The sequence below is a fragment of the Neisseria sp. 74A18 genome (assembly GCF_001308005.1).
Classification (GTDB): Bacteria; Pseudomonadota; Gammaproteobacteria; order Burkholderiales; family Neisseriaceae; genus Neisseria; species Neisseria dumasiana.
In genome coordinates, this window is sequence record NZ_LGZA01000010.1 from 25,071 (window position 1) to 50,328 (window position 25,258).

A 25,258-nucleotide genomic window follows, 5' to 3' on the forward strand; every position below is an offset into this window, starting at 1 on the left:
GATTTTTTACAAACGAAAGGATAGGTTACGACCGCCAAGCCGATGTGGCAGAGATGTAGATAGGGAATCCGCTTCAATTGTGCTTGATGCTTGCCGCATTGCTTTGAGGCCGTCTGAATATGCCCGTTGTGATTGTTTGAGAATGAAGTTCGGCGTATGCTTCTGCAAACATCAAGATAAGGATAAAACCATGCCGCACACACTTCCTTTAAACCCGCCCGCATTTGCCCGATTGCCGGAAGCGTTTTACAGCCGCGTCCGCACCGAACCGTTGGGCGAACCGTATTGGGTGGCGCAAAATCATGTTTTGGCGGAAGAAATGGGTTTGAGGCCGTCTGAAATTTTTGATAACGCCGACAACCTGCTTTATCTGGCGGGCAGTGCCAAACAATACGACCCCGCGCCTATTGCCACGGTGTACAGCGGCCACCAGTTCGGCGTGTATGTGCGCCAGTTGGGAGACGGTCGCGCGGTGTTAATCGGCGGCTCGGCAGGTTCAGACGGCCTTTCGTGGGAATGGCAGCTTAAAGGCGCAGGCAAAACGCCTTATTCGCGTTTTGCCGACGGCCGCGCCGTGTTGCGCTCCAGCATCCGCGAATATCTGTGCTCGGAAGCCATGCACGGCTTGGGCATTCCTACTACGCGCGCGCTGGCGATTACGGGCAGCAACGATGCCGTTTACCGCGAAGAAGCCGAAACGGCGGCGGTGGTTACGCGCATTGCGCCGAGTTTTATCCGTTTCGGCCATTTTGAATACATGTATCACACCGGCCAACATCACAACCTGCCCGTGTTGGCCGATTTTCTGATTGACCGCCACTTCCCCGAATGCCGCGAAGCAGACCAGCCTTATTTGGCCTTGTTTGAAACCGTTTCCCGCCGCACCGCCGAGCTGGTGGCCGCATGGCAGAGCGTCGGCTTTTGCCACGGCGTGTTGAACACCGACAATATGTCGGCTTTGGGGCTGACCATCGACTACGGCCCGTTCGGTTTTCTCGATGCTTACGACCGCCGCCATGTGTGCAACCATTCCGACACCGGCGGCCGCTATGCCTACAACGAGCAGCCGTATGTGGTGCATTGGAACTTGTCGCGCTTTGCCTCGTGTCTGCTGCCGCTGGTGCCGCAAGACGATTTGGTGGCAGAGTTGGAACGCTTTCCCGATATGTTTCAGACGGCCTATCTGAACAAAATGCGAGCGAAACTCGGTTTGCAAACGGAAGAAAAAGGCGACGACGAGCTGGTGGCCGATATGTTTACCGCCCTGCAAAGCCGCAAAGTCGATTTCACACTGTTTTTCCGATACTTGAGCGAAGTGGGCAATGTCCACGGCGAACCGCTGCCCGAAAAACTATTGGCACTGTTCCACGGCCCCACCGAAGCGTTTACCGCGTGGATAGGCCGTTACCGCGGCAGGCTGCGGGCGGAAAACAGCAACCCCGCCGAACGCGCCGAACGGATGAATGCCGTCAACCCGCTGTATGTGTTGCGAAACTATCTGCTGGAGCAGGCGATACAGTTGGCAAAAAGCGGTGACTTCCGCGAAATCGAGCGCCTGCACCGCTGTATGCAGAATCCGTTTGTCGAGCGCAAAGAGTTTGCCGATTTTGCCGAACTGCCGCCGCAATGGGCGGAAAGCATTTGCGTGAGCTGTTCGAGTTAGAGGGCTTTTACACAAGCATCAGGCCGTCTGAAAACAGATTTTCAGACGGCCTGATGCTTTTTTGATATTTATTTGGGTCGGCGGAACACATCGTGGCAGGATTTGCAGTTGGCGCCCACTTCGCCGTAAGCCGCTTTGATTTCTTCCAAATTGCCGCCTTGGGCTTTGTCATTCAGATTGGCAACGGCCGCGAAAAATTTTTCTTCCGCCGCTTTGAATTCATCCGGTTTCTCCCACGTTACCGGCAAGGTGTCGCCGTCGCCCTGTTCGTCTTTTTGGAAATGTTCAAACGGCTTCTTGCTTTCTTCTACAAAAGTTGCCGCCGCCGCTTTGAATTTTTCCACTTCATAAGGCTCATCGCCCTTAACCATTTTGCCCATGCTGCTGAAGTTAGGCATCATGGATTTGAAAGCGGTGGTGCGTGCCTCGGAAATCGGCCCTTTGGCCACTTCCGGTTCGGGTGCGCCGCAGGCGGCAAGGCTCAATAGTGCTGCGGCCGCCAAAGCCGCATAAGTGATTCGGGTATTCATGATAATGTGTTCCTTTCGGTGTGGTAATATTGTTGGGATTATTCAGTATCATACCCGAATCAATAAAGAGTGATAAGCAAGGAGAATAACCATGGCCATTTTGATTACCGGCGCATCGGCCGGATTCGGCGAGGCAATGTGCCGTTCGTTTGTGGCGGCGGGCTACCATGTGGTGGGTGCCGCACGCCGCATAGAAAAACTGCAAGCCCTGCATGCGGAGTTCGGAGAGCGTTTTCTGCCGCTTGAAATGGATATGACGCGCCCCGATTCGATTGATTCGGCTTTGCAAAATCTGCCCGAACCGTTTGCGTCGGTCGACTGCCTGATCAACAATGCCGGCCTTGCTTTGGGTTTGGATGCGGCGCACAAGGCCGATTTTTCCGATTGGCAAACCATGATTCAAACCAATATCGTCGGCCTCTCTTATCTTACCCGCAAAGTGCTGCCGTTTATGGTGGAGCGCAAAAACGGCTATATCATCAACATCGGTTCGATTGCCGGCACTTATCCTTATCCCGGCGGCAATGTCTATGGCGCAACCAAAGCGTATGTGCGCCAATTCAGCCTGAATCTGCGTGCCGATTTGGCCGGCACCGGCGTGCGTGTGAGCAACATCGAACCGGGCTTGTGCGGCGATACCGAGTTTTCCAACATACGCTTCAAAGGCGATAACGAACGGGCGGCGCAACTGTATGAAAACGTGCAGTTTATCCGCCCGCAAGATATTGCCGACACCGCTTTGTGGCTTTACCAACGCCCCGCACACATGAATGTAAACAGTATCGAAATCATGCCTGTGGCGCAAAGTTTCGGTGCTTTGCCCGTACACCGCGAAGCGCCTCCGATTGCGGCAGCGGTGGAAAACGGCTTCGATAAGCAAAGCATGTCGTTGTTTCAAAAAATCAAATCTTGGTTTAAATAGAGGCTGATTTATGCAGGCCGTCTGAAAAGGTTTCAGCCCGTTTCAGACGGCCTGAATGTATGGCAGCTTTGTCTTCTTTGCCTGTTCTGGCTGCGGCGGGCTTGTATCAACAATCGGTTTATTTGCTATACAATAATCAGGTTTTTATCAATGATGCCGTCTGAACATATGGATAAACGTTATACAGCAAACAAACCGATTGTTGATGCAAGGCAACAAGCCGCAGGCAGTACCGACAGTACGCAAAGGCGCGGCAACGCCGTATCCCAATTTAAGTTTATTCGCGATACCCGCCGTGTCGTGTTGGTTGCGGCCGTGTCATTGGTGCTGGCTGCATGTGCAAGCGATAAAGCTCCGGGGCGGCCTGCCAAGCCGGTTGGCCAAGCCAAACCGAAAGCCGTGGTAGGGTTGGCTTTGGGCGGCGGAGCGTCAAAAGGCTTTGCGCACATCGGCGTGCTTAAAGTTTTGAGAGCCAACAATATTCCCGTTAAAGTGGTTACGGGCACCAGCGCAGGTTCGATTGTGGGCAGCCTGTACGCGAGCGGGATGTCGCCCGACAGATTGGAACTGGAGGCCGAGATTTTGGGTAAAACCGATTTGGTGGATTTAACGCTTTCCACCACCGGCTTTATCAAGGGCCAAAAGCTGCAAGACTACATCAACCGTAAGGTCGGCAACCGCCCGCTGCAAAACCTGCCGGTTAAGTTTGCGGCAGTGGCTACCGATTTGGAATCCGGCAAAATGGTTACGTTTAACCGCGGCAATACCGGGCAGGCGGTAAGGGCTTCGGTGAGCATTCCCAATGTATTCCAGCCTGCGGTTATCGGCGGCCGCCATTATGTAGACGGCGGTTTATCGGCTCCCGTACCGGTAACGGCGGCGAAAAATATGGGGGCAAACTTTGTGATAGCGGTGGATATTTCGGCCAAACCGGCCAAGCTTTCGGATGCCGGCTTTTTCGCTTATCTTGATCAGAGCCTGAACATCATGAGCGCGGCCGCTTTGCAGAACGAATTGGGTAAAGCCGATGTGGTGATTAAGCCCAACGTGCAACATCTCGGTTCGGTGGGCGGTTTCGATCAAAAAACACAGGCCATCAAGTTGGGCGAACAGGCTGCCTTGGCCGCTTTGCCCGAAATCAAACGCAAGCTGGCTGTTTACGGCCGTTAACGGCAGAAGAATCGGTTGCGTACCATTTTTAAACGGATTCACGATAACAATCCGCCCCTATATCCGATATAGGGGCGGATTGTTTGTTTTGCCGGTTTCAGACGGCATTGTTGGTTGCTTCTTTGGTTGCTTAAGTAGTTTGGCTACATATTCAAGCTTCTTCGATTTTTTCGCACAGAAAATCCAGCGCGAATTGTACGGCTTGGGCGCGGATGCTGTCTCTGTCGCCGTCGAACAAGGCGGTTTTCGCCCAAATGCGCTGTTTGGCTGCCAATCCGAACCAAACCGTGCCGACGGGTTTTTCTTCGCTGCCGCCGGTAGGGCCGGCGATGCCGGAAATGCTGAGGGCAAAATCGGCTTTGGCGGCAATCAATGCGCCCAAGGCCATTTCGCGCACGGTTTCTTCGCTCACCGCACCGTAAAAAGCCAAGGTATTGTCTTTCACGCCTAAAAGCTGTTGTTTGGCTTCGTTGCTGTATGTAACGAAGCCGGCATGAAACCATGCGGAGCTGCCCGGCAGTTTGGTGAGTTCGGCAGAAAGTAAGCCGCCTGTGCACGATTCGGCGCAGGTAACGGTTTGCCCGCATTCGTTGAGACGGGCGGTAACTTTGGCAAGGGTGTTATTCATATGATTGCCTTTATACCTTTATATATATATATGTATGGATTGACGTTTGTGTGGCTGAGACCTGTGCAAAACACCCTGCGGCGGTTGTGTTGCAATATTATTCCGTTTGGGTATTTTAGGCTGCGCATTATACTCCTGTTTAAATTATCTTGTTTGTGATGATTTTCAAAGGTTATTATTTGTGAACAAACGGTTGGTTGTATCTGTAACCGGATTAATAGAAAACCGCCGCAAGATATACCCGTTTGGCGGGGTTTTCAACCGCTGGTGTCTAAGTTTTATACCGTTAAGGGTTGTGTTTGGTAAGCTTGCGCCATCATACGGCTTGTTTGGGCGATTTTTACACACATTTTTGTTTGTTGCCTTTTTTGCACACCGCTTTGCGGTAAAGTGTTACGCAAATAATAACCATGCCGTATGCGCGGGAATCATCAACAAACCCTTTCTGAATAATGCATGAGTAAAAAACGTATTATGTTGCTTTATGTGCCTGCGGTGTTGGCTGTGATTTGGCTGGTGCTGCTGATGTGGGTGCATGTGTCGGCTTTGTCTTTCCGTTATATTACCTTAGATGAAATCCAACCGGCCGATGCCGCCTTGGTGTTGGGCAATTCTGTTTATAAAAACGGCAAGCCCAACCCCTGCCTGCGTTCGCGCGTGGCGGCGGGGGCGGAGCTTTACCATAAGGGTAAAGTAACCAAACTGGTGGTTAGCGGCGGCACAGACAGCGACGGCAGCAACGAAGCCCGGCACATGAAAGCGATTGCGGTAGAGTTGGGCGTGCCCGAATCGCATATCCTAACGGAAACCAAATCCGAGAACACTTATGAAAACATTCTGTTCAGCTCGATTGCGCTGTCGAACAATTCGAGCGTGGTGCTGGTCAGTGCCGACTACCATCTCAAACGTGCGTCATGGCTGGCGCGCCGCCAATGGCAGGATACCAAAACGATTCAGGCTTATTCGGGAAAAGCCGAATGTGATGAAGAAAGCAGCGGCTATCTGCGTAAAATCGTGCGCGAAAGCTTGGCTTGGATTAAAGCGTATTTCATGACGCCGGAGTGATGCGGCTTATATTCGGTGCGGCGCGGGAAATCGGGTAGAATATGCGCCACCGAACTGGAATCAATAACAGACTATAAGTTAATCCCCTTAACTTTTACTACGGCGTTGCGGTGCTTAAGCTCAAAGAGAACGATGATGTAAGCCGCAGAAGCGGCAACAGAATCGGTTCCGTATTACCTGTGCTGTTGGCTTGCTGCCTTGTATTAAAGTAAGTGGATTAACTATATTGGAAAGGCCGTCTGAAATGTTTCAGACGGCCTGTTATTTTGTTTACACAATCCCATAGTAAAACGCTTACTTAATAACCTATCCGCTCCCGCGAAAGCTGCTGACAGAGTAGGGCGGGTTGTTGCGCGGGTGAGATGGTTTCTTCACTTCATTTGACGGCTAAAAATATGAATGCTTCCGACCGTTGGCAGATACACCGTTATCTTGCCCGAAATACCGATGAACGCTTGCAGTTGGTGCGCGACGTGCCGCAGCAGATTATTTTGGTGGGTGCCGATGCAGATGAAAGCCGCAGCCTGCTTGCCGCCCGTTATCCCAAAGCCGCTTTTACGGAATACGACCCGCGCCCTGATTTTTTGGAAGCGGCAGCCAAAGCCCGTAAATCGGGTTTGTGGCAGAAGCTGACGGGCAAACAGGTGGTGCAGCACTGCCAGCCTGTCGGCCAGCTTTTGCCCGAAGCTTCGGCGGATATGTTGTGGGCGAATTTGGCCTTGATCACGGCGAAAGAGCCTGTGCCGGTGTTTGAAAACTGGGCGCGTGCTTTGAAAACCAACGGTTTGCTGTTTTTTACCCATTTCGGTATTGATACTTTGGGCGGGTTGGCAGGCCGTCTGAAAGCGCAAGGTATTGCAGTGGAAACGCCGATGTTGTTCGATATGCACGATTTGGGCGATATGCTGTTTCATCACGGTTTTTACGATCCGGTAATGGATACGGCCAAGCTGGAGTTGCATTACCGCTGGGCAGAGACGTTTTGGCAGGATATGGATACTTTGGGGTTGTGGGCATCGCTGGTGTTTGGCGATGAAGCTGCGGCGCGGGCAGCGGTGGAAGCAGTATTTGCCCAAGAAGGCGAATTAACGATTACGCTGGAAACGGTGTTCGGCCATGCCGTGAAAAAACTGATGTTGCCGCAAGGGGAAAGCCCGGTGCAGTTTTATCCGAAAAAGGCATAATAGAAGCACATATAAAAAACACCTGTCTCAGGTTTGGCCTGCGGCAGGTGTTTTTTATGCGAATCAGCGGAGTAAAGCGGGCTTAACGTTCGATATGCTCGTAGATTTTATACGGCTCTTGGTCTTCGCTGTCGGGAATATCGGCGGTTTTTTCATCGTTTATATCGTCGCTATTGCCCTTAAATGCCTTAATTATGTCCATCAGGCCGATGGTTTTGGTTTTGTCGGGATTAAAGGTAAACACCGGTTTGCCGAAGCGGTTCATGTAGAGAACCGAATCGATATTGAGTGCCTGTAATTCGCCGTTGATTTGCACATAATGGCGCATACCGACCAAGCGTCCCTTTTTATCGAGATACCAATCGGATGAAATGGGCATGCCTACGATGCCGTTTAAGCGGACGGTGTCGTTAAGGCTGTCAAATACGCCGAGAAGCAGCTTTTTGGTTTGTTCGTACTTCTCTTTGCTGACCGCTGTTTCGGGTTTTTCTTTCTGCAAGCGGTTGAATTCTTGTGAAAAATGTTTTTTCATGGCCTGCGTTAAGCGTTTCTCGAATTCATTGTCCATCAGGTAGTGGATGCGGTATGTGCCGCCGGCCTGCTTGGTGTATTCGTCGGGCGGCAGGCTGCGGTAATACTGCGGCGGAATATCGGCATAAGCGCGGTAAGCGGCGATGAACATGGCTTTGGTCGCCGTTTTCAGCGGATAGTTTTTCGGTGAATCCTGTATTTCTTTACTGCTGTCGCTGATTAATTCGTCTACATCAGACAGCTTCAGGTAAATCGGTTCGTGAATCAAACGCTCGCGTAAAGCAGGGGGCGCAATCAGATTGAGAGCCGCGGGGATGGAGGCGGGCAGATCGACAATGATGCTCATCTCTTCGCCGTCGAGCAGCATGGGCATGCTGATGCGGGTGCTTTCATTGCGGTTAACCAGTGACAATTCGGGCGTGAGTTCGAGCTTTTTGCGTCTTAAATCCAACGCACCGGAATATTTGATACGGGCATTTTCAAGGTAACGCGTTATGGCCGGGCGTTCGTAGAGGTAGTCTGCCGCTTTTCTGCCGATATTATTGCTGCTTGAGGGCATGGCAGTCAGCAGCGACGGCGTTATGGTGTTCATCACGAAAGCGGCGGCGCGGTAATCGTCGCCGTTGTTTTCGCTATCGGTGCCGTCTGAATATTCGCTGCCGGCTGCTTCTTCAGGTTCGGTATAGTCTGCGGCAAACTCTGCTGCGTTTACTGCGGATGCGGCGTTTGTTTCGGCTTCCGCTTCAAATTCTGCTTCAGCCTCTGCCTCTGATGCGGCTTCTGATGCGGCTTCTGATGCGGCTTCTGATGCGGCTTCAAGGCCGGTGGCCAGATCGGCAGCGGCTTTTTCTTTTGCGGCCGGTTCGGGTGCGTAGCCCTTATCGAACGGGGTAAAGGCAACTTTGATTTCGCCTTGGAAGTTGTAGCTGTAATCTTTGGTCAGGCTGCGTTCTACCGAATGGCTGACCATTTCGTGAGGGTTTTTGCCATCTAAAGTGCTGCATGCGCTCAGGCCGATTACGGCTAAGGCTGTGGTTAGTGAGCTGAGTTTCATTATTTTCCTTTGGTATCGGACGGTTTTGGATAGTGGTTACATAGTCAATCAACCTGTTTTTAATACAAAGCAGCAAACCGCAGACCGTACAGACAGACGCCAAGGCGCGGCAACGCTGTGGTAAAAGTTAAGTTGATGGGCTATAAATGGTGGACGGCAGTAAACGGACGGGGTGCCTGTTTTGCCGTTGGTAAGGCAGATTGAGACCTTTGCAAAACCGCCGTCTGCGGTACATTTCTGCGTTGTGTGCCGCCCGCTTGTTTGCTTATCTAGATGATATGTTTGCACCCGCAGTGCTGCTACGCCTTGAACTGCATCCACATCCGCAGGTTTTGAAAAGGGTGTCAAATTATCGGAAAGCGGAAATTATTTGTCCAGCATGTTTTGACGTGCGGTAGCAGGGCTTGTTTAAAGCCGAGGCCGTCTGAACAACCGGAGCGGTTTTTCAGACGGCCTGTTTGTATGTTAATCACACGCTCTAAGCATGGCCGGTGCAGCGGCGGTAAAAACCGATCAGCCCGTTGGTTGAAGAATCGTGTTGCAATTGGCGTGCCTGTGCCAATTCGGGTTCGATGTTTTTGGCCAAGACTTTGCCGTATTCCACGCCCCATTGGTCGAACGGGTTGATGTTCCAAATCACGCCCTGCACGAAGATTTTGTGTTCGTACATGGCCATCAACATGCCGAGATTGAAGGGGGTAAGCTCGTCGATCAGAATGCTGTTGCTGGGGCGGTTGCCGGGAAATTCTTTGTGGGGGGCGAGTTGTTCGCGTTCCGCTTCGGGCAGGTGTGCCAGTTCGGAGTGGGCTTGGTCTGATGTTTTGCCCAGCATTAATGCTTCGGCCTGTGCGAAAGCGTTGGCTACGGTAAAGCGGTGCTGGCGGCCGATTTGATAAGGGGTGCGCATGGGAACGATAAAATCGACGGGAATCAGGCGCGTGCCTTGATGCAGCAGTTGGAAGAAGGCATGTTGGCAGTTCACGCCCTCTTCGCCGAACACGATGCCGCCGGTGTGCCAGCTCACGGTTTCGCCTTGAAGGGTGCGGCGTTTGCCGTTGCTTTCCATATCGAGCTGTTTCAAATAGCCGGGGAAGCGGCGCAGGTTATGGCTGTAGGGCACGACGGCGTGGCCCGAGGCGTTGCAGAAGTTTCCGTACCACACGCCGAGCAGGGCAAGCAAAACGGGAATATTGTGGCGGAAGCCGGTATGGAAAAAATGTTCGTCCATCGCATGTGCGCCGCTGAGGAATTTGCGGAACTGCGTGCCGCCGACGGCCACCATAACGGGCAGGCCGATGGCCGACCACACCGAATAACGTCCGCCCACAAAATCGAACATGGCAAAGACGTTGTCGGCAGCGATGCCGAAATTCTGAGCGGCGGCCACATCGCTGGAGATGGCGGTGAAATGGCGGGCGATATCGGCTTCGCGCAGGCCGCTTTCTCTAAACCAAGTGCGGGCGGCATGGGCGTTGAGCAGGGTTTCGGGGGTGCCGAACGATTTGCTGGCTACGCAGAATACGGTGGTTTCGGCGTTTAAGCCGGCCAAAACTTGGGCGATATTGGCATCGTCGGAATTCGACACGAAATGGACGCGTATGTTTTTACGGTAAGGTTGCAGGGCTTGAACGGCAAGTTGCGGGCCTAAGTCGGAACCGCCGATGCCGATGTGGACGAAATCGGTAATGCGTTTGCCGGTGGCGCCGGTATGTGTGCCGCTGAGCAGGTTTTCGGCAAATGCGATGGCGCGTTCCAGTTCGCGGTGGATATCGGGCAGCACGTTTTTGCCGTCTACGTTTAAGGCGGGGGCATCGGCCGGAAGGCGCAAGGCGGTGTGCAGCACGGCGCGGTTTTCGCTGAGATTGATTTTATCGCCGCGCCGCATGGCTTCGGCCTGCTGTTTCACGCCGGCGGCATCGGCCAAGCGGCACAACAGGCCGAGGGTTTCTTCGCTGATGCGGTTTTTGCTGTAATCGAACAAGAGGCCGTGAAGGGTTTCGTGCATGTTCTCGAAACGGGCAGGGTCGGCCTGAAACCAGTCGCGCATGTGCAGCGACGAAGTATTGATCTGATGGGCTTGAAGGTCTTGCCAAATGGCGGTCAGAAGCTCTTTGTTCATAGGCGTGCGGGCAATCGGTAATCTAATGGTTAAGGCAAGTTGGTGAAAGGTTGCAGGCCGTCTGAAAAAACGGCGGGTGCCGGTTGGTTATGTAGTGTTGTGTAGTATATAACAACCGGCAGGCTTTTTTGATATGAAGTCGATCAACTTAATTTTTACTGCGGCTTGCTGCCTTGTATTAAAAATGGGTTGATGGCTATAAACGCTTATTAGACCGCAAAGTTTATAAAGATAGGGCAGATTAGTGCAAAAATAGATTGATATTGCTCAAATGAGCCGATAAAAAAACGGTGCGGCGCCAACGCACCTGCTGCGGCACGGTGGATATGCTTTAAACGCATTCAGACGGCCTTGATGTATCAATGCGTTTTAATTGAAATAAAATACCAATATTTTAATTAAATAGAAATTTAAATTCCCATAAAAGACAAATCCATAGATTTACACAATAAAATAGCTAAAAATAAACTTTCAGCCTTGCCATAGGCCGTCTGAACCGTTAACCTTAGCAGCCTGATTCATTGCATAGAAAAGAACAATCATGACACCACGCCACCAAACAGACGATGTCAAAATCAGAGAAGTAAAAGAACTGCTCCCCCCGATTGCCCACCTTTACGAACTCCCCATCAGCGATCACGCCGCCGATCTCGTGCACCAAACCCGCGGCGAAGTGGCCAAACTCGTTCACGGCGAAGACAACCGCCTGCTGGTGATTATCGGCCCGTGTTCCATCCACGACCCCAAAGCCGCGCTCGAATACGCCGAGCGTTTGCTGCCGTTGCGTAAAAAATACGAAAAAGAGCTGCTGATCGTGATGCGCGTTTACTTTGAAAAACCGCGCACCACCGTCGGCTGGAAAGGGCTGATTAACGACCCGCATCTCGACGGCACGTTCGACATCAACTTCGGTTTGCGCCAAGCCCGCAAGCTGTTGCTCACACTCAACAATATGGGTATGCCCGCATCAACCGAGTTTCTCGACATGATTACCCCGCAATACTATGCCGACCTGATTTCGTGGGGCGCTATCGGTGCGCGCACCACCGAAAGCCAAGTGCACCGCGAGCTGGCCAGCGGCTTGTCTTGCCCGGTAGGTTTCAAAAACGGCACCGACGGCAACCTGAAAATCGCCATCGATGCCATCGGCGCGGCCAACCATCCGCACCATTTCCTGTCGGTTACCAAAGCGGGCCATTCCGCGATTGTCCACACCGCAGGCAACCCCGACTGCCATGTGATTTTGCGCGGCGGCAAAGAGCCGAATTACAGCAGCGAGCATGTGAAAGCGGCCGCCGAACAGCTTACCCAAGCCGGCGTTACCCCCAAACTGATGGTTGATTTCAGCCACGCCAATAGCCGTAAAGACTACAAACGCCAAATGGAAGTGGCTCAAGATGTCGCCCAGCAAATCCGCGACGGCGAAAACAACATCATGGGCGTGATGGTGGAAAGCCACTTGGTAGAAGGCCGCCAAGACAAACCCGTATGCTACGGCCAAAGCATCACCGACGCCTGCATCGGCTGGGAACAAACCGAAGAGCTGCTGGCCTTGCTGGCAGATGCCAACCGCAGCCGCGTGTAGTGTGCATCCTCCGTCAAACCGTTCGAGGCCGTCTGAAATCTTTTCAGACGGCCTCGGTTATAATACCCGCATGAACTACCATCACGTCGCGCTCAACATCCCCATTTCAGACGGCCTCTTAACCTACGGCCACCCGGCGGCCTTGCCCAAAGGCTGTCGGGTGGTGGTGCCGTTTCGCGGCAAGCCCGTTGTCGGCGTGGTGTGGGCGAACGGCGTAACGCCGGAGATTGACGCGACGAAAATCCTGCCGGTTCAGACGGCCTTTACCGACGAACTGCTGTTTCCCGAAAGCTGGTGCAAGCTGCTGGCGTTCACTTCGCGCTATTACCATTATCCGCTCGGGCAGGCCGTGTTTACCGCGCTACCGTTGGGTTTGAAAGAAGCCAAGCCTGTTGAAACCCCGCAGCCGCCGCAGTTTTATGCTTTGAACGACGCAGGCAAAGCGCAAACTCCGCCGCCGGAGCGTTTCCACAAAAAACACGCCTTGTGGCAGGCTTTGTTTTCAGACGGCCTCAGCATGGCGGCCTTGAAACACATCCACAACCAAGCGCCGAAATTGTTGCAAGAATGGACGGAAAACGGCTGGATAAGCACCGCCCAAGCTGCCGCGCCCGTGTTGAGGCCGTCTGAACACCGATTAAACACCGAGCAGCAAGCCGCCGCGCAAGCCGTTCAGGCGGCCTCCGATACCTTCAAACCTTTCCTGCTCTACGGTATCACCGGCAGCGGCAAAACCGAAGTCTATTTCGACGTGATGGCCAAAGTGTTGGCGGCGGGCAGGCAAGTGCTGTTTCTGCTGCCCGAAATCAACCTTACGCCGCAACTGCTCAAGCGCGTGGAAGCCCGTTTTGCCGATGTGCCGACCGCCGTGCTGCACAGCCAAACCGCGGCAGGCAAACGCACGCAAGACTATCTGCGCGCCATGCTCGGGCAGGCCAAACTGATTATCGGCACGCGGCTGGCCGTGTTCACCCCGCTGCCCGATTTGGGCTTGGTGGTGGTGGATGAAGAACACGATTCCTCGTTCAAACAAGACAACGAACTGCGCTACCACGCCCGCGATTTGGCCGTTTGGCGCGCACGGCAAAGCAGTTGCCCCATCGTGCTCGGCAGCGCCACCCCCAGTTTGGAAAGCTGGCACAAAGCGCAAACCGGCGCATACCAACTGCTCGAACTGACCGAACGCGCCCATTCCGCCGCCCAACTGCCGCAAGTCGACATCTTAGACGTACGCCGCCTGCCGCTCGACAACGGCTTCTCGCCGCAAGCCCTGAAACTGCTCAAAACCAACCACGAACAAGTCGGCATGTCGCTGGTGTATCTCAACCGCCGCGGCTTCGCACCCGCCCTGTTTTGCGGCGACTGCGGCCACACCTTCGGCTGCCCGCGCTGCTCCGCCAAAATGGTGCTGCACCAACGCGCCCGCCAACTGCGCTGCCACCATTGCGATTTCAGACGGCCCGTACCCTACAAATGCCCCGAATGCGGTAACCAAGACCTCACCGCCGTCGGCCACGGCACCCAACGCGTCGAAGAAACCCTGCGCAACTTCATCCCGCAAGCCAAAGTCGCCCGCGTCGACCGCGACAGCACCGCCCACAAAAACGACTGGGCCGATTTATACCGACGCATCGCCGCCAACGACATCGACATCCTCGTCGGCACCCAAATGCTCGCCAAAGGCCACGACTTCGCACGGCTGAATCTCGTGATCGTATTAAACGCCGACGGCAGCCTCTATAGCGCCGACTTCCGCGCCCCCGAAAGACTGTTTGCCGAACTGATGCAGGTTTCCGGCCGGGCAGGGCGCGCCGAAGCCGCCGGCAAAGTGCTGATCCAAACCCAACTGCCCGAACACCCCGTATTCGCCGCCGTAAAGGCACAAAATTACCGCATCTTCGCCGAAAACGAGCTGAACGAACGGCAAACATTCAATATGCCGCCCTTCGGTTTTCAGACGGCCATCCGCGCCGATGCCGTAAAAATCGAAGAAGCCGTGCAGTTTCTCAATGACATCCAAGCCGTTACCCAACCGCTGCTGCCCGAAACCGTATCCGCCTTCGGCCCTGTGCCCATGCTGATGGCGCGGCTGGCCGAACGCGAACGCGCACAAGTGTTTTTAGAATCCGCCTCCCGCAAAGACCTACACCACGCCGTGAGCCTGTGGGTGCAGGTGTTGCAGCAGTACCGCGACGGCAAGGTAAGATGGTCGGTGGATATCGACCCGCAAGAGATGTGAAGAGGCCGTCTGAAAAAGTTTTCAGACGGCCTTTAAGGTTATGAATGGTTAGCTTTCGGCAGAAGATTCGGGAAAAGCCTCTTTAAACCATGCTTGGAATTCGGGGGTGTTGCGGATGTTGTTGAAAACTTCACCCTCTTTAATGTTAGCTATTTCAGGCAAATCATTTTCCTGTCGTGCTAAGCGTAATTGGGCGATTGCTTCAGACGTATTGCCTTCTAGCGCATATAAGCAGGCATTTATATATGCTAATTCATTTTCAAATTGTGGATAATCATTTAAGAATTTGTCTATTAAGTAACGTGCTTGTTGCAATTCGTCAGTTTTTAGATGTAGATGTTTATAGAGCAAAAGTATCAACCAGTTTTTTACCGTTAAATAACTTTTATGATTTACAGCTAGTGCATATTGATAATATTTTTCAGCTTGCTCCCATTGTTTCTTTGCTTCATCTATTTTCTTTTCTTGTAATAAGGTGGAGGCTTCTTTATGGAAAAGAGTTCCCATATTCTCTGCACTCTCATCGCTAGCCGGGTTAACTTGTAGAACTTTTTTGTAATGTTCGTCACTTTCTTTAAACCAGTAGGCTTGTTGGTCGCGGTTACTTTTGTCGTACAGAAAGCACGCTTGAAGGCCGGCGTTGAAGTTAGCGTGTCCATCTTGATTATCTTGTTGTAGTACAGCCTGCCAAGCATAAAATGCTTGCAAATAGTCTTGATAAATTTTGCTTTGATCAGCTTTGTCAGATAGCAGGATAGCTTGGGCGCGTAGTTGTTCGATGAGGGGAATATCGTTGTGTTCCGCTAAATCTTTGGCTGCTTCGATGCTCTCTTTCTGTTGTTTGCTTTCTTTATCTTGTGCTTGAGAGCTATATTTTTTCATTTGCTCAGACAGTTTGGCGATTTCGTTTGTACTTTCTTTTGCTTGAGAGTGGAAACTCTGAATTTCATCTAAATGTGCCTGTGCATTTGAGGCGCTTTCTTTAGCTTGGGCGGCTAAGGTTTGTGCTTTCTCTGAGTGTTCTTTGGCTTGGTTAAGTATGGCCGTGGATTCGGCAAGCATTTTTTCTTTTTCTCGTCGAGATACCATATAAGGAATTGCGATGCCTACTATAGCTGCGAATATAGCAATAAAGGACAGCCACCAGTTGATCGTTTCCTGCTGGTTTTCCACCACTTTTTGGTCAGTAGCCAGTATTTTTTCTTGCAGCTTTAATTCGAGTTCTTTTAAATCGTTTTTTCCGATTATGTCAGATGTTTTGATTGATTCTGCTGGTGTTTCAATAGCTGGATTGTTCGCAGCCGTATGATTGGACTGAACCGATGTATTTGCTGCTGCCGAAAAGGAAAACATCAAGCCAAATATCAGGCAGGTGAGAGATGAAATAAGAATACGTTTGTTCATAAGGCTATCCCATTCAAGATGCGCGTAATTATAACGGCTAAACTGCAAAAAGTATGTTGTGAATGAAGCGGATAGAGATTGAACAGTATGAGGCCGTCTGAAAATGATTTTTCAGACGGCCTCATGTTTCTAACCTGAATCAAGACACGGATTAGATGCGCATCGGCATCACGATGTATTTGAAATTGGGGTTGTTCGGAATGGTGAACAGGGTGGAGCGGTTGGCGTCGCCGAAGGCAAGCTGCATGTCGTCGGCGTGTACGTTGCGCAATACGTCCATCAGGTAGCCGATGTTGAAGCCGACTTCGAGTTCGTCGCCCTGATAGGCGATTTCCAATTCTTCTCGGGCTTCTTCCTGCTCGTTGTTGCTACACACAACGCTCAACAGGCCGGGGCGCAGCAGCAGTCGGGCACCGCGGAATTTTTCGTTGGCGAGAATGGCGGCGCGTTCGAGAGCGCCGAGCAGCTGGGTGCGGTTAACCAAAAAGATTTTGTCGTTGTCGAGCGGAATCACGCGGTTGAAGTCGGGGAATTTGCCGTCCACCACTTTGCTGACGATCACGGTGTCGTTGCAGCGGAAGCGTACTTGGTTGTTGAGCAGCTCTACGGTAATCGGTTCGGCGGGGTGGTTGAGCAGTTTGAAGAGTTCGAGCACGGTTTTGCGCGGCAGAATCACTTCGGCTTTGGGCAGGTCGGCGTCGATGGTGGTGCAGGAATAGGCGAGGCGGTGGCCGTCGGTGGCGACCAGGCGCAGTTGGTCGCCTTCTACCTGCATCAACAGGCCGTTGAGGTAGTAGCGGATGTCTTGCACGGCCATGCTGTACTGCACTTGGGAAAGCATGTTTTTAAAGGCTTCCTGCGGCAGTGAAAAGGCGGCGCTCACGTTTTCGCCTACGCTCATCAGGGGGAAATCTTCTGCGGGCAGGGTTTGCAGGTTAAAGCGTGATTTGCCTGCTTTGAGGGTAAGGCGGTTTTGCGCCCAGTCGAGTGCGACGAGCGAGCCGTCGGGCAGGGCGCGCAAAATATCTTGCAGCTTTTTGGCATTGGTGGTGATGCGGAAGTCTTCGGCTTCGCTGTGGGGGCCGGAGGTGTTGATTTGGATTTCCAAATCGGTAGCCAGAATATTGGTTTGCCCGTGAAGGTTTTCGAGCAATACGTTCGACAGAATCGGCAGCGTGTGGCGGCGTTCGACGATGCCGGTAACGGCTTGCAGGGGTTTGAGCAGGGCATCGCGTTCGGCTTGTAAAATCAACATGGTCATCCCTTCGGGCTAATCAGTTTTGGATAATAATTAACAGTTTTTCGTAATCCTGCGCCAATTCGGGGTCTTCTTCGCGCAGTTTGGCTATGGCTTTTACGCCGTGCATCACGGTGGTGTGGTCGCGGCCGCCGAAGGCGTCGCCTATGCTGGGCAGGCTCAGATTGGTCAGCTCTTTGGTGAGGCTCATGGCAATCTGGCGCGGGCGGGCGATATTCCGTGTGCGTTTTTTGCCTACTATATCACTCATCTTGATGCGGTAGTATTTTGCGGTGGCATCGATAATCAGGTCGGCGGTAATCACTTTATACGAGCTGGCTACGATGTCTTGCAGGGCGTTTCGTGCCAAATCGATGTCGATCGGTTTGTTTAAAAAGCGGCTGCTGGCACTCACGCGGTTGAATGCGCCTTCGAGTTCGCGCACGTTGGAGCGGATGAGGTTGGCAATGAAAAAGGCGGCGTCTTCGTTTAAATCGACACCGGCGGTTTCGGCTTTTTTCTGCAAAATGGCCACGCGCATTTCCAGTTCGGGCGGCTCCAGTTCGAGTGTCAGCCCCCATGAAAAGCGTGATTTCAGGCGCGCGTCCATGTCTTCGATTTTGGTGGGCAATACGTCGCAGGTAAGAATGAGTTGTTTTTTCTTGTTGTGGAAATGGTTGTACAAATAGAAAAACTCTTCCATTGTACGGTCTTTGCCCTTGATAAACTGGATGTCGTCGATGATTAAGAGGTCGTATTGTTTGTATTGTTGTTTGAATACGTCATAACTGTTGGTGCGCACGGCATTCATAAAGCTGCGCACGTAATCATCGGAGTGCATGTAGCGCACTTTGGCATCGGGTTTGTTTTTCAGCAGCTCGTTGCCGATGGCCTGAACCAAATGGGTTTTGCCCAAACCGGTACTGCCGTAAAGGAAGAAAGGGTTGTAGCCCTGCCCGGGGTTTTCGGCAATAGATTGTGCGGCAGCTGCGGCGATTCGGTTGCCTTTACCTTCTACTAAAGTTTCAAAAGTGTAGTCGGATGAAAGGTTGGTTTGCGCGTAGAGGTCTTCTTTGGGACGCGCAGGTTCGCTTTTGGGTTTGGCTGCGGGTTTGTTTTCTACAACGGTTTTTTTGCTGCGGCTGCCTTCGGCGGGCAAATGCTTCATGCGCTCGGCCAAAATATCTTGGGCGCTTTTGGCTGAAGCGGGTTTGCTGGCTGTTGCCGCTTTGTTTTCAGACGGCATCGTAGGTGCTTCGGTATGGCTGTCGAGGCCGTCTGAAACCTTTGCCGCCGTTGCGTTAACTTGTTTATCTGCTTGCGGGGCGATGGCATAGCTTTGCCCGTTTCCGGCTTTAAACAGCAGGGCGGGCATGTCGGGCGCCAACTCTGCGCGCGTGGCTTCGATGGCGGCAGAAAAGCTGTTTTTGAGCATGTTTACGGTAAATTGGTTTTTACAGTAAACCACCCAAGTGCCGTTTTCTTCGCCAACGGTCAACGGTGCAATCCAGGTTTGGAACTGTTGCATCGGAAGGGTGTCGTGAAGTCGGCGGAGGCATTGCGGCCAAAATTCTGCAAGCGTCATATTGTGGATTGCCTGATGTGCGGTTGTGTATAACGACAGGGAGTCTGTGAAAAAGTTTTGTTAAACAATAAATTATTGATTTTTTCAGACGGCCTGTTGCATAGGTGGACAGATTCGGCGGATTATACCGAAAATTATCCACAACCGCCATTTTCGCAACACCGGCGCCAAGCCTGAAACTTTTGTAAATTCGTGTCTGAGACACTTTTCTGAGTTGTGCGCCGCGCCTTTGCTTGCGTATCTATAATGATACGTTTGCACTCGCCTTGCCGCCGTTTCTTGGGCTGCTTCTGCGTTTAAGGGTTTTGCACAGGTCTCAAGCTGCTTTTTTAATTGACAAAAGCGGATATTTAAGGTGTAATTCGCGGTTTAATTTTCTGAAAAACTTAGGAAACAGACATGAAACGCACTTATCAACCTTCCGTTACCCGCCGCAAACGCACCCACGGTTTCTTGGTACGCTCTAAAACCCGTGGCGGCCGCGCCGTTTTGGCTGCGCGTCGTGCCAAAGGCCGCAAACGTTTGGCAGTGTAACTTGAGCCAAGGCTTTGCCAAGCGTTACCGCTTATTGAAAACGGATGACTTTTCATCCGTTTTTGCGTTTAAAAAACAACGGAGCGCACCGATGCTGCAAGTGTTTTTCCTGCCGGAAAACGGTTTGCCGCATGCCCGTTTGGGCTTGGTGGTCAGTAAAAAAAACGCCAAACGCGCACATGAGCGCAATTATATGAAGCGGGTAATACGCGAATGGTTCCGTTGCCACAAAACAACTTTGCCACCGTATGATTTTGTGGTTCGCGTCCGCCAGCGGTTCGACCGCAGCAATGCCGATGAAGCCCGGCGGCAATTGGCCGGGCTGATGCGGAAATGCTGAAGCTCAAAAACATACCTGCCAAATTGTTGTTGGCGTTGATCCGTTTTTACCAGTATGCCGTCAGCCCGCTGATTCCGCCGCGTTGCCGCTATACGCCGACCTGTTCGCAGTATGCGGTAGAAGCGGTAAAAAAATACGGGGCATTCAAAGGCGGCTGGCTGGCATTAAAGCGCATTGCCCGTTGCCATCCGTGGGGCGGCTGCGGGCATGATCCCGTACCTTGATGTGCAGTAGGAATATTGTTCGGCCGGCCGTTATCGGTTTTTTATATAATGCCGTCTGAAACAAACGGTGCTTGTTTGGCTTGGGGCTCAAAGTTTGACCCGAACCACTTTGAAACAGGCGGCGGCTTGCGGGTCGCACACTCACAGTACCATTAGGATATTCTATGGAAACTAAAAGACTTGTCATATTTTTCGCCATTGCAGCGGCGATTTTGTTTGGGTGGGAGCAGATGTTCCCGACGCCCAAACCTAATCTTGCCCGGCAACAGGCCGTACAAAACCAAGCGGCGCCAAACCAAGCAGTTCCGGCTGCAGCCGCATTAACGCCGTCCGTGCCGGTTACCGTAACAACCGATACGGTTAAAGCGGTGATTGATGAAAAAACCGGCGATCTGCGCGGCCTGACCTTGTTGAAATACAATGCCAGCAGCGATGAAAGCAAAGATTTCGTGCTGTTTAACGACAGCAAAGCCTACACTTATGTGGCTCAGTCCGAATTGTTAAATTCAGACGGCCAAAACGTGTTGAAAGATATTGCATTTACTGTACCGCAAAAACAATACAGCCTCAACGGCGACAAAGTGGAAGTGCGTTTAAGCGCGCCCGAAACCGCCGGCTTGAACATCAATAAAATCTACACCTTCACAAAAGGCAGCTATCTGATCGACGTGCGTTACGACGTAACCAACAATAGCGGCGCGCCGGTGAAATTGGATGCCGTGTACCGTTTGCTGAGAGACAACAGCAAACCGGAAGGCGAAGGTTATTTCAACCAAACCTACGCAGGCCCTGTGGTCTATACCCCGTCGGGCGAGTTTGAAAAAGTACCTTTCGATGATTTGGACGACGATTACCAATCCGGCAAAGATCAAGCCGAATATGTGCGCAAAACCGACAGCGGCTGGCTGGGCATGATTCAGCACTATTTCATGTCTACTTGGATTCTGCAGCCGAAAGACGGCCAAAGCGTTTGTGCCGCAGGTGCCTGCCAAATCGATTTGAAACGACGCAGCGACAATTTATATTCGGCTTCTGTGCGTGTGCCGATGCCCGCCATTCAAAACGGTTCCAAACTCGATTTCCCCGTAGGTTTGTATGCCGGCCCGCAAACCACCAGCGTGATCAGTAAAGTGGCAGACAATCTGCAACTGGCTAAGGATTACGGCAAAGTGCATATTTTCGCTTCACCGTTGTTCTGGCTGCTTGACAAGCTGCACGGTTTTGTAGGCAACTGGGGTTGGGCGATTGTTTTGCTTACCATTATTGTGAAAGCGATTTTGTATCCGCTCACCAATGCTTCTTACCGTTCGATGGCCAAAATGCGTGCCGTCGCCCCGCGTTTGCAGGCTTTGAAAGAGAAATACGGCGACGACCGTATGGCGATGCAGCAGGCCATGATGCAGATGTATAAAGACGAGAAAATCAACCCGCTCGGCGGCTGTTTGCCTATGCTGCTGCAAATTCCGGTGTTCATCGGTTTGTATTGGGCGATTTTCTCTTCGGTAGAGTTGCGCCAAGCTCCGTGGATCGGTTGGATTACCGATTTGAGCCGTCCCGACCCGTGGTTTATTCTGCCGATTATTATGGCGGCTACCATGTTCATTCAAACGTATTTAAACCCGCCGCCCACCGATCCGATGCAGGCGAAAATGATGAAAATCATGCCGGTTATTTTCTCGGTAATGTTCTTCTTCTTCCCCGCAGGTTTGGTGCTTTACTGGGTGGTGAATAATATTCTGACTATTTTCCAGCAGTGGTATATCAATAAAAGTATTGAAAAACAACGTGCGGCAGGCGAAGTGGTTTCATAACGCAGGCATGTTGGGAACATAACGGAGGCCGTCTGAAAAAGTTTTTTCAGACGGCCTTTTTGTTTTTATGCCGTTTGGCCTGCAAACGATTTCCAAACTATGCAAAAACGCTTAAAAACGCTGAAAATACATGGGAATTCGGGTATAATCCGCAAGTTATTCTTCCGCTCGGCAACACTTTTCGCCCCGCGGTTTTTCAAGCAACACAGCCAGTTTACATCAGCAAGAAAAGAATCGATTATGACCCAGCAGCAACAAGAATACGGTGCCGAGAGCATACAGGTGCTCGAAGGTTTGGATGCGGTACGCAAACGTCCGGGTATGTATATCGGCGACACGCAAGACGGCTCCGGCCTGCACCATATGGTGTTTGAAGTGCTGGACAACGCCATCGACGAAGCACTGGCCGGCCATTGCGACAAAATCACCGTGGCCGTCAATGCCGACAATTCCATCACCATCGAAGACAACGGCCGCGGTATTCCTACCGGCATCCATCCCAAAGAAGGGCGTTCTGCCGCCGAAGTGATTATGACCGTTTTGCATGCGGGCGGAAAATTCGATAACAACAGCTATAAAATTTCAGGCGGCCTGCACGGTGTGGGCGTATCGGTGGTAAACGCACTGTCCGATTGGTTGCGTTTGACCATCTATCGGGAAGGCAAAGAGCATTTTGTCGAATTCCGCCGCGGCGTGGCTGTCGAGCCGCTTAAAGTGGTGGGCGATGCGCCCGAAGGCCATACCGGCACCAAAGTGCAGTTTCTTGCCAGCGAAGAAACCTTCGGCGAAGTGGAATACCATTTTGATATTTTGGCCAAGCGTATCCGCGAGTTATCGTTTTTGAACAACGGTGTGGGCATCAAACTTACCGATATGCGCGACGGCAAAGAGGAAGACTTCGCATTCTCCGGCGGTGTGGCCGGTTTCGTTCAATACATGAACCGCAAAAAAACGCCGCTGCACGAAAAAATCTTCTATGCCTCCGGCGAAAAAGACGGCATGGGCGTTGAAGTGGCCATGCAATGGAACGACAGCTATCAAGAATCCGTGCAGTGCTTCACCAACAACATTCCCCAGCGCGACGGCGGCACCCATTTAACCGCGTTGCGCCAAGTGATGACCCGCACCATCAACAGCTATATCGAAGCCAACGAAATTGCCAAAAAAGCCAAAGTCGATACCAGCGGCGACGATATGCGCGAAGGTTTGACTTGCGTGCTGTCGGTTAAATTGCCCGACCCGAAATTTTCTTCGCAAACCAAAGACAAACTCGTTTCCAGCGAAATCGGCCCCGTGGTTAACGAAGTCATCAGCCAAGCTTTAACCGACTTTCTCGAAGAAAACCCCAACGAAGCCAAAACCATTTGCAGCAAAATCGTTGATGCCGCGCGTGCCCGCGAAGCCGCCCGCAAAGCCCGCGAAATTACCCGCAGAAAAGGCGTGATGGACGGCTTGGGTTTGCCGGGCAAGTTGGCAGACTGTCAGGAAAAAGACCCCGCTTTATCCGAGTTGTATCTGGTCGAGGGGGATTCGGCCGGCGGCTCTGCAAAACAAGGCCGCGACCGTAAATTCCAAGCCATTCTGCCGCTGAAAGGCAAGATTCTCAACGTAGAAAAAGCCCGCTTTGAAAAAATGCTGGCCAGCCAAGAGGTTGCCACTCTGATTACCGCTTTGGGTGCGGGCATCGGCAAAGAAGAGTTCAATCCCGAAAAACTGCGTTACCACCGTATTATCATCATGACCGATGCCGATGTGGACGGCGCGCACATCCGCACCTTGCTGCTCACTTTCTTCTACCGTCAGATGCCGGAGTTGGTCGAGCGCGGCTACATCTATATCGCCCAGCCGCCGCTGTATAAAGCCAAGCACGGCAAGCAGGAACGTTATTTGAAAGACGAATTTGAGAAAGACCAATGGCTGCTCGGTTTGGCATTGGATAAAGCCAAAATCGTTTCAGACGGCCGCACCATTGAAGGTGAAGAATTGGCAAAAGTGGCCAAGCAGTTTTTATTGGCCAGAAACGTGGTGGAGCAAGAAAGCCGCGTTATTGATGATTTGGTGCTCAAAGCCATGCTGCATGCCGAGCCTGTGGATTTGTCGTCGGCAGAAAGTACCGATGCGGCCATCGCTTCATTAGGTTCGCTGCTGAATGAAAAAGAAGTGGCTTTGGAGCGGGTGGACGGTCACGAAGGCGGACACTTCATTAAAATTACCCGCAAGCTGCACGGCAATGTGATGGTCAGCTATATCGAACCGAAGTTTGCAGGCAGCAAGGCTTATCAAACCTTGTCGCAAACCGCCGCCATGCTCAAAGGCTTGGTGGGGGAAAACGCCAAATTGTATAAAGGTGAAAACGAATACGATATTGCTGATTTTGAAGACGCTTTGAATATTTTGATGACAAACGCTCAAAAAGGTATGACTATCCAGCGTTACAAAGGTTTGGGCGAGATGAACCCCGAGCAGTTGTGGGAAACCACGATGGATCCCGCCGTGCGCCGTTTGCTCAAAGTACGCATTGAAGACGCAATTGCCGCCGATGAAGTGTTTGTTACCTTGATGGGCGACGAAGTCGAGCCACGCCGTGCGTTTATCGAAAACAATGCGTTGGTGGCCCAAAACATTGATGCTTGATGAAGGCTGCCTTCCTGTAACCGTAAAAATGTAAAAGTGCTGCAACCGGTTGTTGCAAAGCTTTTAACCTGAGAGACAACAGGCATCAATCAAACGTAAGGCCGTCTGAAAAAACCATTCAGACGGCCTCACTTTATGGATAGGCAGTGTCGTAAAAGCAAGTTGATTGACTGTACACAACCCGCCTGAGCTTTTCGGCATGTTTTATTCTTGAGAGCTGTTGTTTTCAGCGGCCTGTTGCTCGCGCCAGATTTTCTGCTGTTCGTCGTATTTGGCCTTTTCATTCCAATAAATCGTTTGAATGCAGGCATCGCCGCAATCGCTGCCGCAGCATTCCCATGCTTCGGGCCGGATGGGTTCGGGGAGCAAATCTTCCGCTTTAAGTTTCGGGGTCGTATCCATCTAATATCTCCAACACCGCGCCGTCGAACTCAATGACATCGCCACCGCGTATCTTGGCTGTTTTACGGGTTTCCGTTTCGCCGTTGCGCAATACTTCGCCTGCGGCAATGGCTGCTTTGGCTTGCCCGCCGCTGTCGGTCAGGCCGGCCAATTTCAACAGGTCGCACAAAGCGATGTATTCGTTATCTTCTAAATAAACGGTTGCTTGCATGATTTTTTGTGTTATGGTGGTGTGATAACCCGTATTTTACGTCAAAATAAAAAGGTCCGATAATGTTAAAATAAACTATTGGTATTCAATTTGTGATTTAAAATAACTAAATTAAATCGAAGTCATAGTTTTAATAGCGAAAATCTTGCTGTATAGTTCGATCCATAGATTAAAGCAAATGAAATA

Annotated in this window: 21 protein-coding genes; 12 read left to right on the forward strand and 9 right to left on the reverse strand. The window is 51.8% G+C overall.

Annotation, left to right across the window (positions count from 1 at the left end; all coding sequences use genetic code 11):
* The first annotated feature begins 190 nt into the window (after positions 1-190).
* Positions 191-1,663, forward strand: coding sequence for a YdiU family protein (locus tag AKG43_RS04855; protein WP_054599439.1), 1,473 nt, complete (start codon positions 191-193; stop codon positions 1,661-1,663).
* A gap of 68 nt (positions 1,664-1,731) precedes the next feature.
* On the opposite strand, the gene AKG43_RS04860 is transcribed toward AKG43_RS04855, so the two are convergent.
* Positions 1,732-2,193 carry a cytochrome c gene (locus AKG43_RS04860; RefSeq protein WP_054599440.1) on the reverse strand — a complete coding sequence of 154 codons (462 nt, stop codon included), beginning with the start codon at positions 2,191-2,193 and terminating at the stop codon, positions 1,732-1,734.
* Between the two features lie 91 nt (positions 2,194-2,284).
* Here AKG43_RS04860 and AKG43_RS04865 point away from each other — a divergent pair, with 91 nt between their 5' ends.
* Positions 2,285-3,115, forward strand: a complete 831-nt coding sequence (locus AKG43_RS04865; RefSeq protein WP_054599441.1) for an SDR family oxidoreductase — start codon at positions 2,285-2,287, stop codon at positions 3,113-3,115.
* A 168-nt stretch (positions 3,116-3,283) separates the two neighbouring features.
* Positions 3,284-4,285 (forward strand): patatin-like phospholipase family protein, encoded by a 1,002-nt coding sequence (locus tag AKG43_RS04870; RefSeq protein WP_082402983.1) that lies wholly within the window; start codon positions 3,284-3,286, stop codon positions 4,283-4,285.
* A 151-nt stretch (positions 4,286-4,436) separates the two neighbouring features.
* On the opposite strand, the gene pncC is transcribed toward AKG43_RS04870, so the two are convergent.
* A complete protein-coding gene (gene pncC / locus AKG43_RS04875) occupies positions 4,437-4,913 on the reverse strand; it encodes a nicotinamide-nucleotide amidase (protein WP_054599442.1) in 477 nt (158 codons plus the stop codon).
* Positions 4,914-5,369: 456 nt separating this feature from the next.
* Here pncC and AKG43_RS04880 point away from each other — a divergent pair, with 456 nt between their 5' ends.
* Positions 5,370-5,978, forward strand: coding sequence for a YdcF family protein (locus AKG43_RS04880; RefSeq protein WP_231718112.1), 609 nt, complete (start codon positions 5,370-5,372; stop codon positions 5,976-5,978).
* 395 nt (positions 5,979-6,373) lie between these two features.
* Positions 6,374-7,162 carry a methyltransferase domain-containing protein gene (locus AKG43_RS04885; RefSeq protein WP_054599443.1) on the forward strand — a complete coding sequence of 263 codons (789 nt, stop codon included), beginning with the start codon at positions 6,374-6,376 and terminating at the stop codon, positions 7,160-7,162.
* 82 nt (positions 7,163-7,244) lie between these two features.
* Here the strand turns inward: AKG43_RS04885 and AKG43_RS04890 are convergent, their stop codons facing one another.
* Together AKG43_RS04890 and pgi are read right to left on the reverse strand one after the other, a co-directional pair.
* On the reverse strand, positions 7,245-8,747 hold the full coding sequence (locus tag AKG43_RS04890) for a hypothetical protein (protein ID WP_054599444.1): 1,503 nt from the start codon (positions 8,745-8,747) through the stop codon (positions 7,245-7,247).
* A 478-nt stretch (positions 8,748-9,225) separates the two neighbouring features.
* On the reverse strand, positions 9,226-10,866 hold the full coding sequence (gene pgi / locus AKG43_RS04895; RefSeq protein WP_054599445.1) for a glucose-6-phosphate isomerase: 1,641 nt from the start codon (positions 10,864-10,866) through the stop codon (positions 9,226-9,228).
* 541 nt (positions 10,867-11,407) lie between these two features.
* Between pgi and aroG the strand changes: the two genes are divergently transcribed.
* Complete coding sequence (gene aroG, locus AKG43_RS04900) at positions 11,408-12,451, forward strand: 3-deoxy-7-phosphoheptulonate synthase AroG (protein WP_054599446.1); 1,044 nt, start codon at positions 11,408-11,410, stop codon at positions 12,449-12,451.
* Between the two features lie 70 nt (positions 12,452-12,521).
* A complete protein-coding gene (locus tag AKG43_RS04905; RefSeq protein WP_054599447.1) occupies positions 12,522-14,690 on the forward strand; it encodes a primosomal protein N' in 2,169 nt (722 codons plus the stop codon).
* Positions 14,691-14,738: 48 nt separating this feature from the next.
* On the opposite strand, the gene AKG43_RS04910 is transcribed toward AKG43_RS04905, so the two are convergent.
* The 3 genes from AKG43_RS04910 to dnaA all read right to left on the reverse strand — a co-directional run bounded on the left by AKG43_RS04910 (position 14,739) and on the right by dnaA (position 18,916).
* Positions 14,739-16,094, reverse strand: a complete 1,356-nt coding sequence (locus AKG43_RS04910; RefSeq protein ID WP_054599448.1) for a hypothetical protein — start codon at positions 16,092-16,094, stop codon at positions 14,739-14,741.
* A gap of 151 nt (positions 16,095-16,245) precedes the next feature.
* Complete coding sequence (dnaN, locus tag AKG43_RS04915) at positions 16,246-17,349, reverse strand: DNA polymerase III subunit beta (RefSeq protein WP_054599449.1); 1,104 nt, start codon at positions 17,347-17,349, stop codon at positions 16,246-16,248.
* 19 nt (positions 17,350-17,368) lie between these two features.
* Positions 17,369-18,916: a chromosomal replication initiator protein DnaA gene (gene dnaA, locus AKG43_RS04920; protein ID WP_054599450.1), complete on the reverse strand. Its 1,548-nt coding sequence runs from the start codon at positions 18,914-18,916 to the stop codon at positions 17,369-17,371.
* A gap of 399 nt (positions 18,917-19,315) precedes the next feature.
* Here dnaA and rpmH point away from each other — a divergent pair, with 399 nt between their 5' ends.
* The 5 genes from rpmH (at position 19,316) to gyrB (ending at position 24,459) form a co-directional block, all read left to right on the forward strand.
* Positions 19,316-19,450, forward strand: coding sequence for a 50S ribosomal protein L34 (gene rpmH / locus AKG43_RS04925; RefSeq protein ID WP_004283944.1), 135 nt, complete (start codon positions 19,316-19,318; stop codon positions 19,448-19,450).
* 1 nt (position 19,451) lies between these two features.
* Positions 19,452-19,790, forward strand: coding sequence for a ribonuclease P protein component (gene rnpA / locus AKG43_RS04930; protein ID WP_054599451.1), 339 nt, complete (start codon positions 19,452-19,454; stop codon positions 19,788-19,790).
* Positions 19,784-20,014: a membrane protein insertion efficiency factor YidD gene (yidD, locus tag AKG43_RS04935; RefSeq protein ID WP_054599452.1), complete on the forward strand. Its 231-nt coding sequence runs from the start codon at positions 19,784-19,786 to the stop codon at positions 20,012-20,014. Before rnpA ends, yidD begins: the two co-directional genes overlap by 7 nt.
* 164 nt (positions 20,015-20,178) lie before the next feature.
* Complete coding sequence (yidC, locus tag AKG43_RS04940; protein ID WP_054599453.1) at positions 20,179-21,825, forward strand: membrane protein insertase YidC; 1,647 nt, start codon at positions 20,179-20,181, stop codon at positions 21,823-21,825.
* A 240-nt stretch (positions 21,826-22,065) separates the two neighbouring features.
* Complete coding sequence (gyrB, locus tag AKG43_RS04945) at positions 22,066-24,459, forward strand: DNA topoisomerase (ATP-hydrolyzing) subunit B (protein ID WP_054599454.1); 2,394 nt, start codon at positions 22,066-22,068, stop codon at positions 24,457-24,459.
* A gap of 204 nt (positions 24,460-24,663) precedes the next feature.
* On the opposite strand, the gene AKG43_RS04950 is transcribed toward gyrB, so the two are convergent.
* Together AKG43_RS04950 and AKG43_RS04955 are read right to left on the reverse strand one after the other, a co-directional pair.
* Positions 24,664-24,861 (reverse strand): hypothetical protein, encoded by a 198-nt coding sequence (locus tag AKG43_RS04950; protein WP_054599455.1) that lies wholly within the window; start codon positions 24,859-24,861, stop codon positions 24,664-24,666.
* Positions 24,839-25,072, reverse strand: a complete 234-nt coding sequence (locus AKG43_RS04955) for an RNA-binding S4 domain-containing protein (protein WP_054599456.1) — start codon at positions 25,070-25,072, stop codon at positions 24,839-24,841. Before AKG43_RS04955 ends, AKG43_RS04950 begins: the two co-directional genes overlap by 23 nt.
* Between the last annotated feature and the right edge of the window lie 186 nt (positions 25,073-25,258).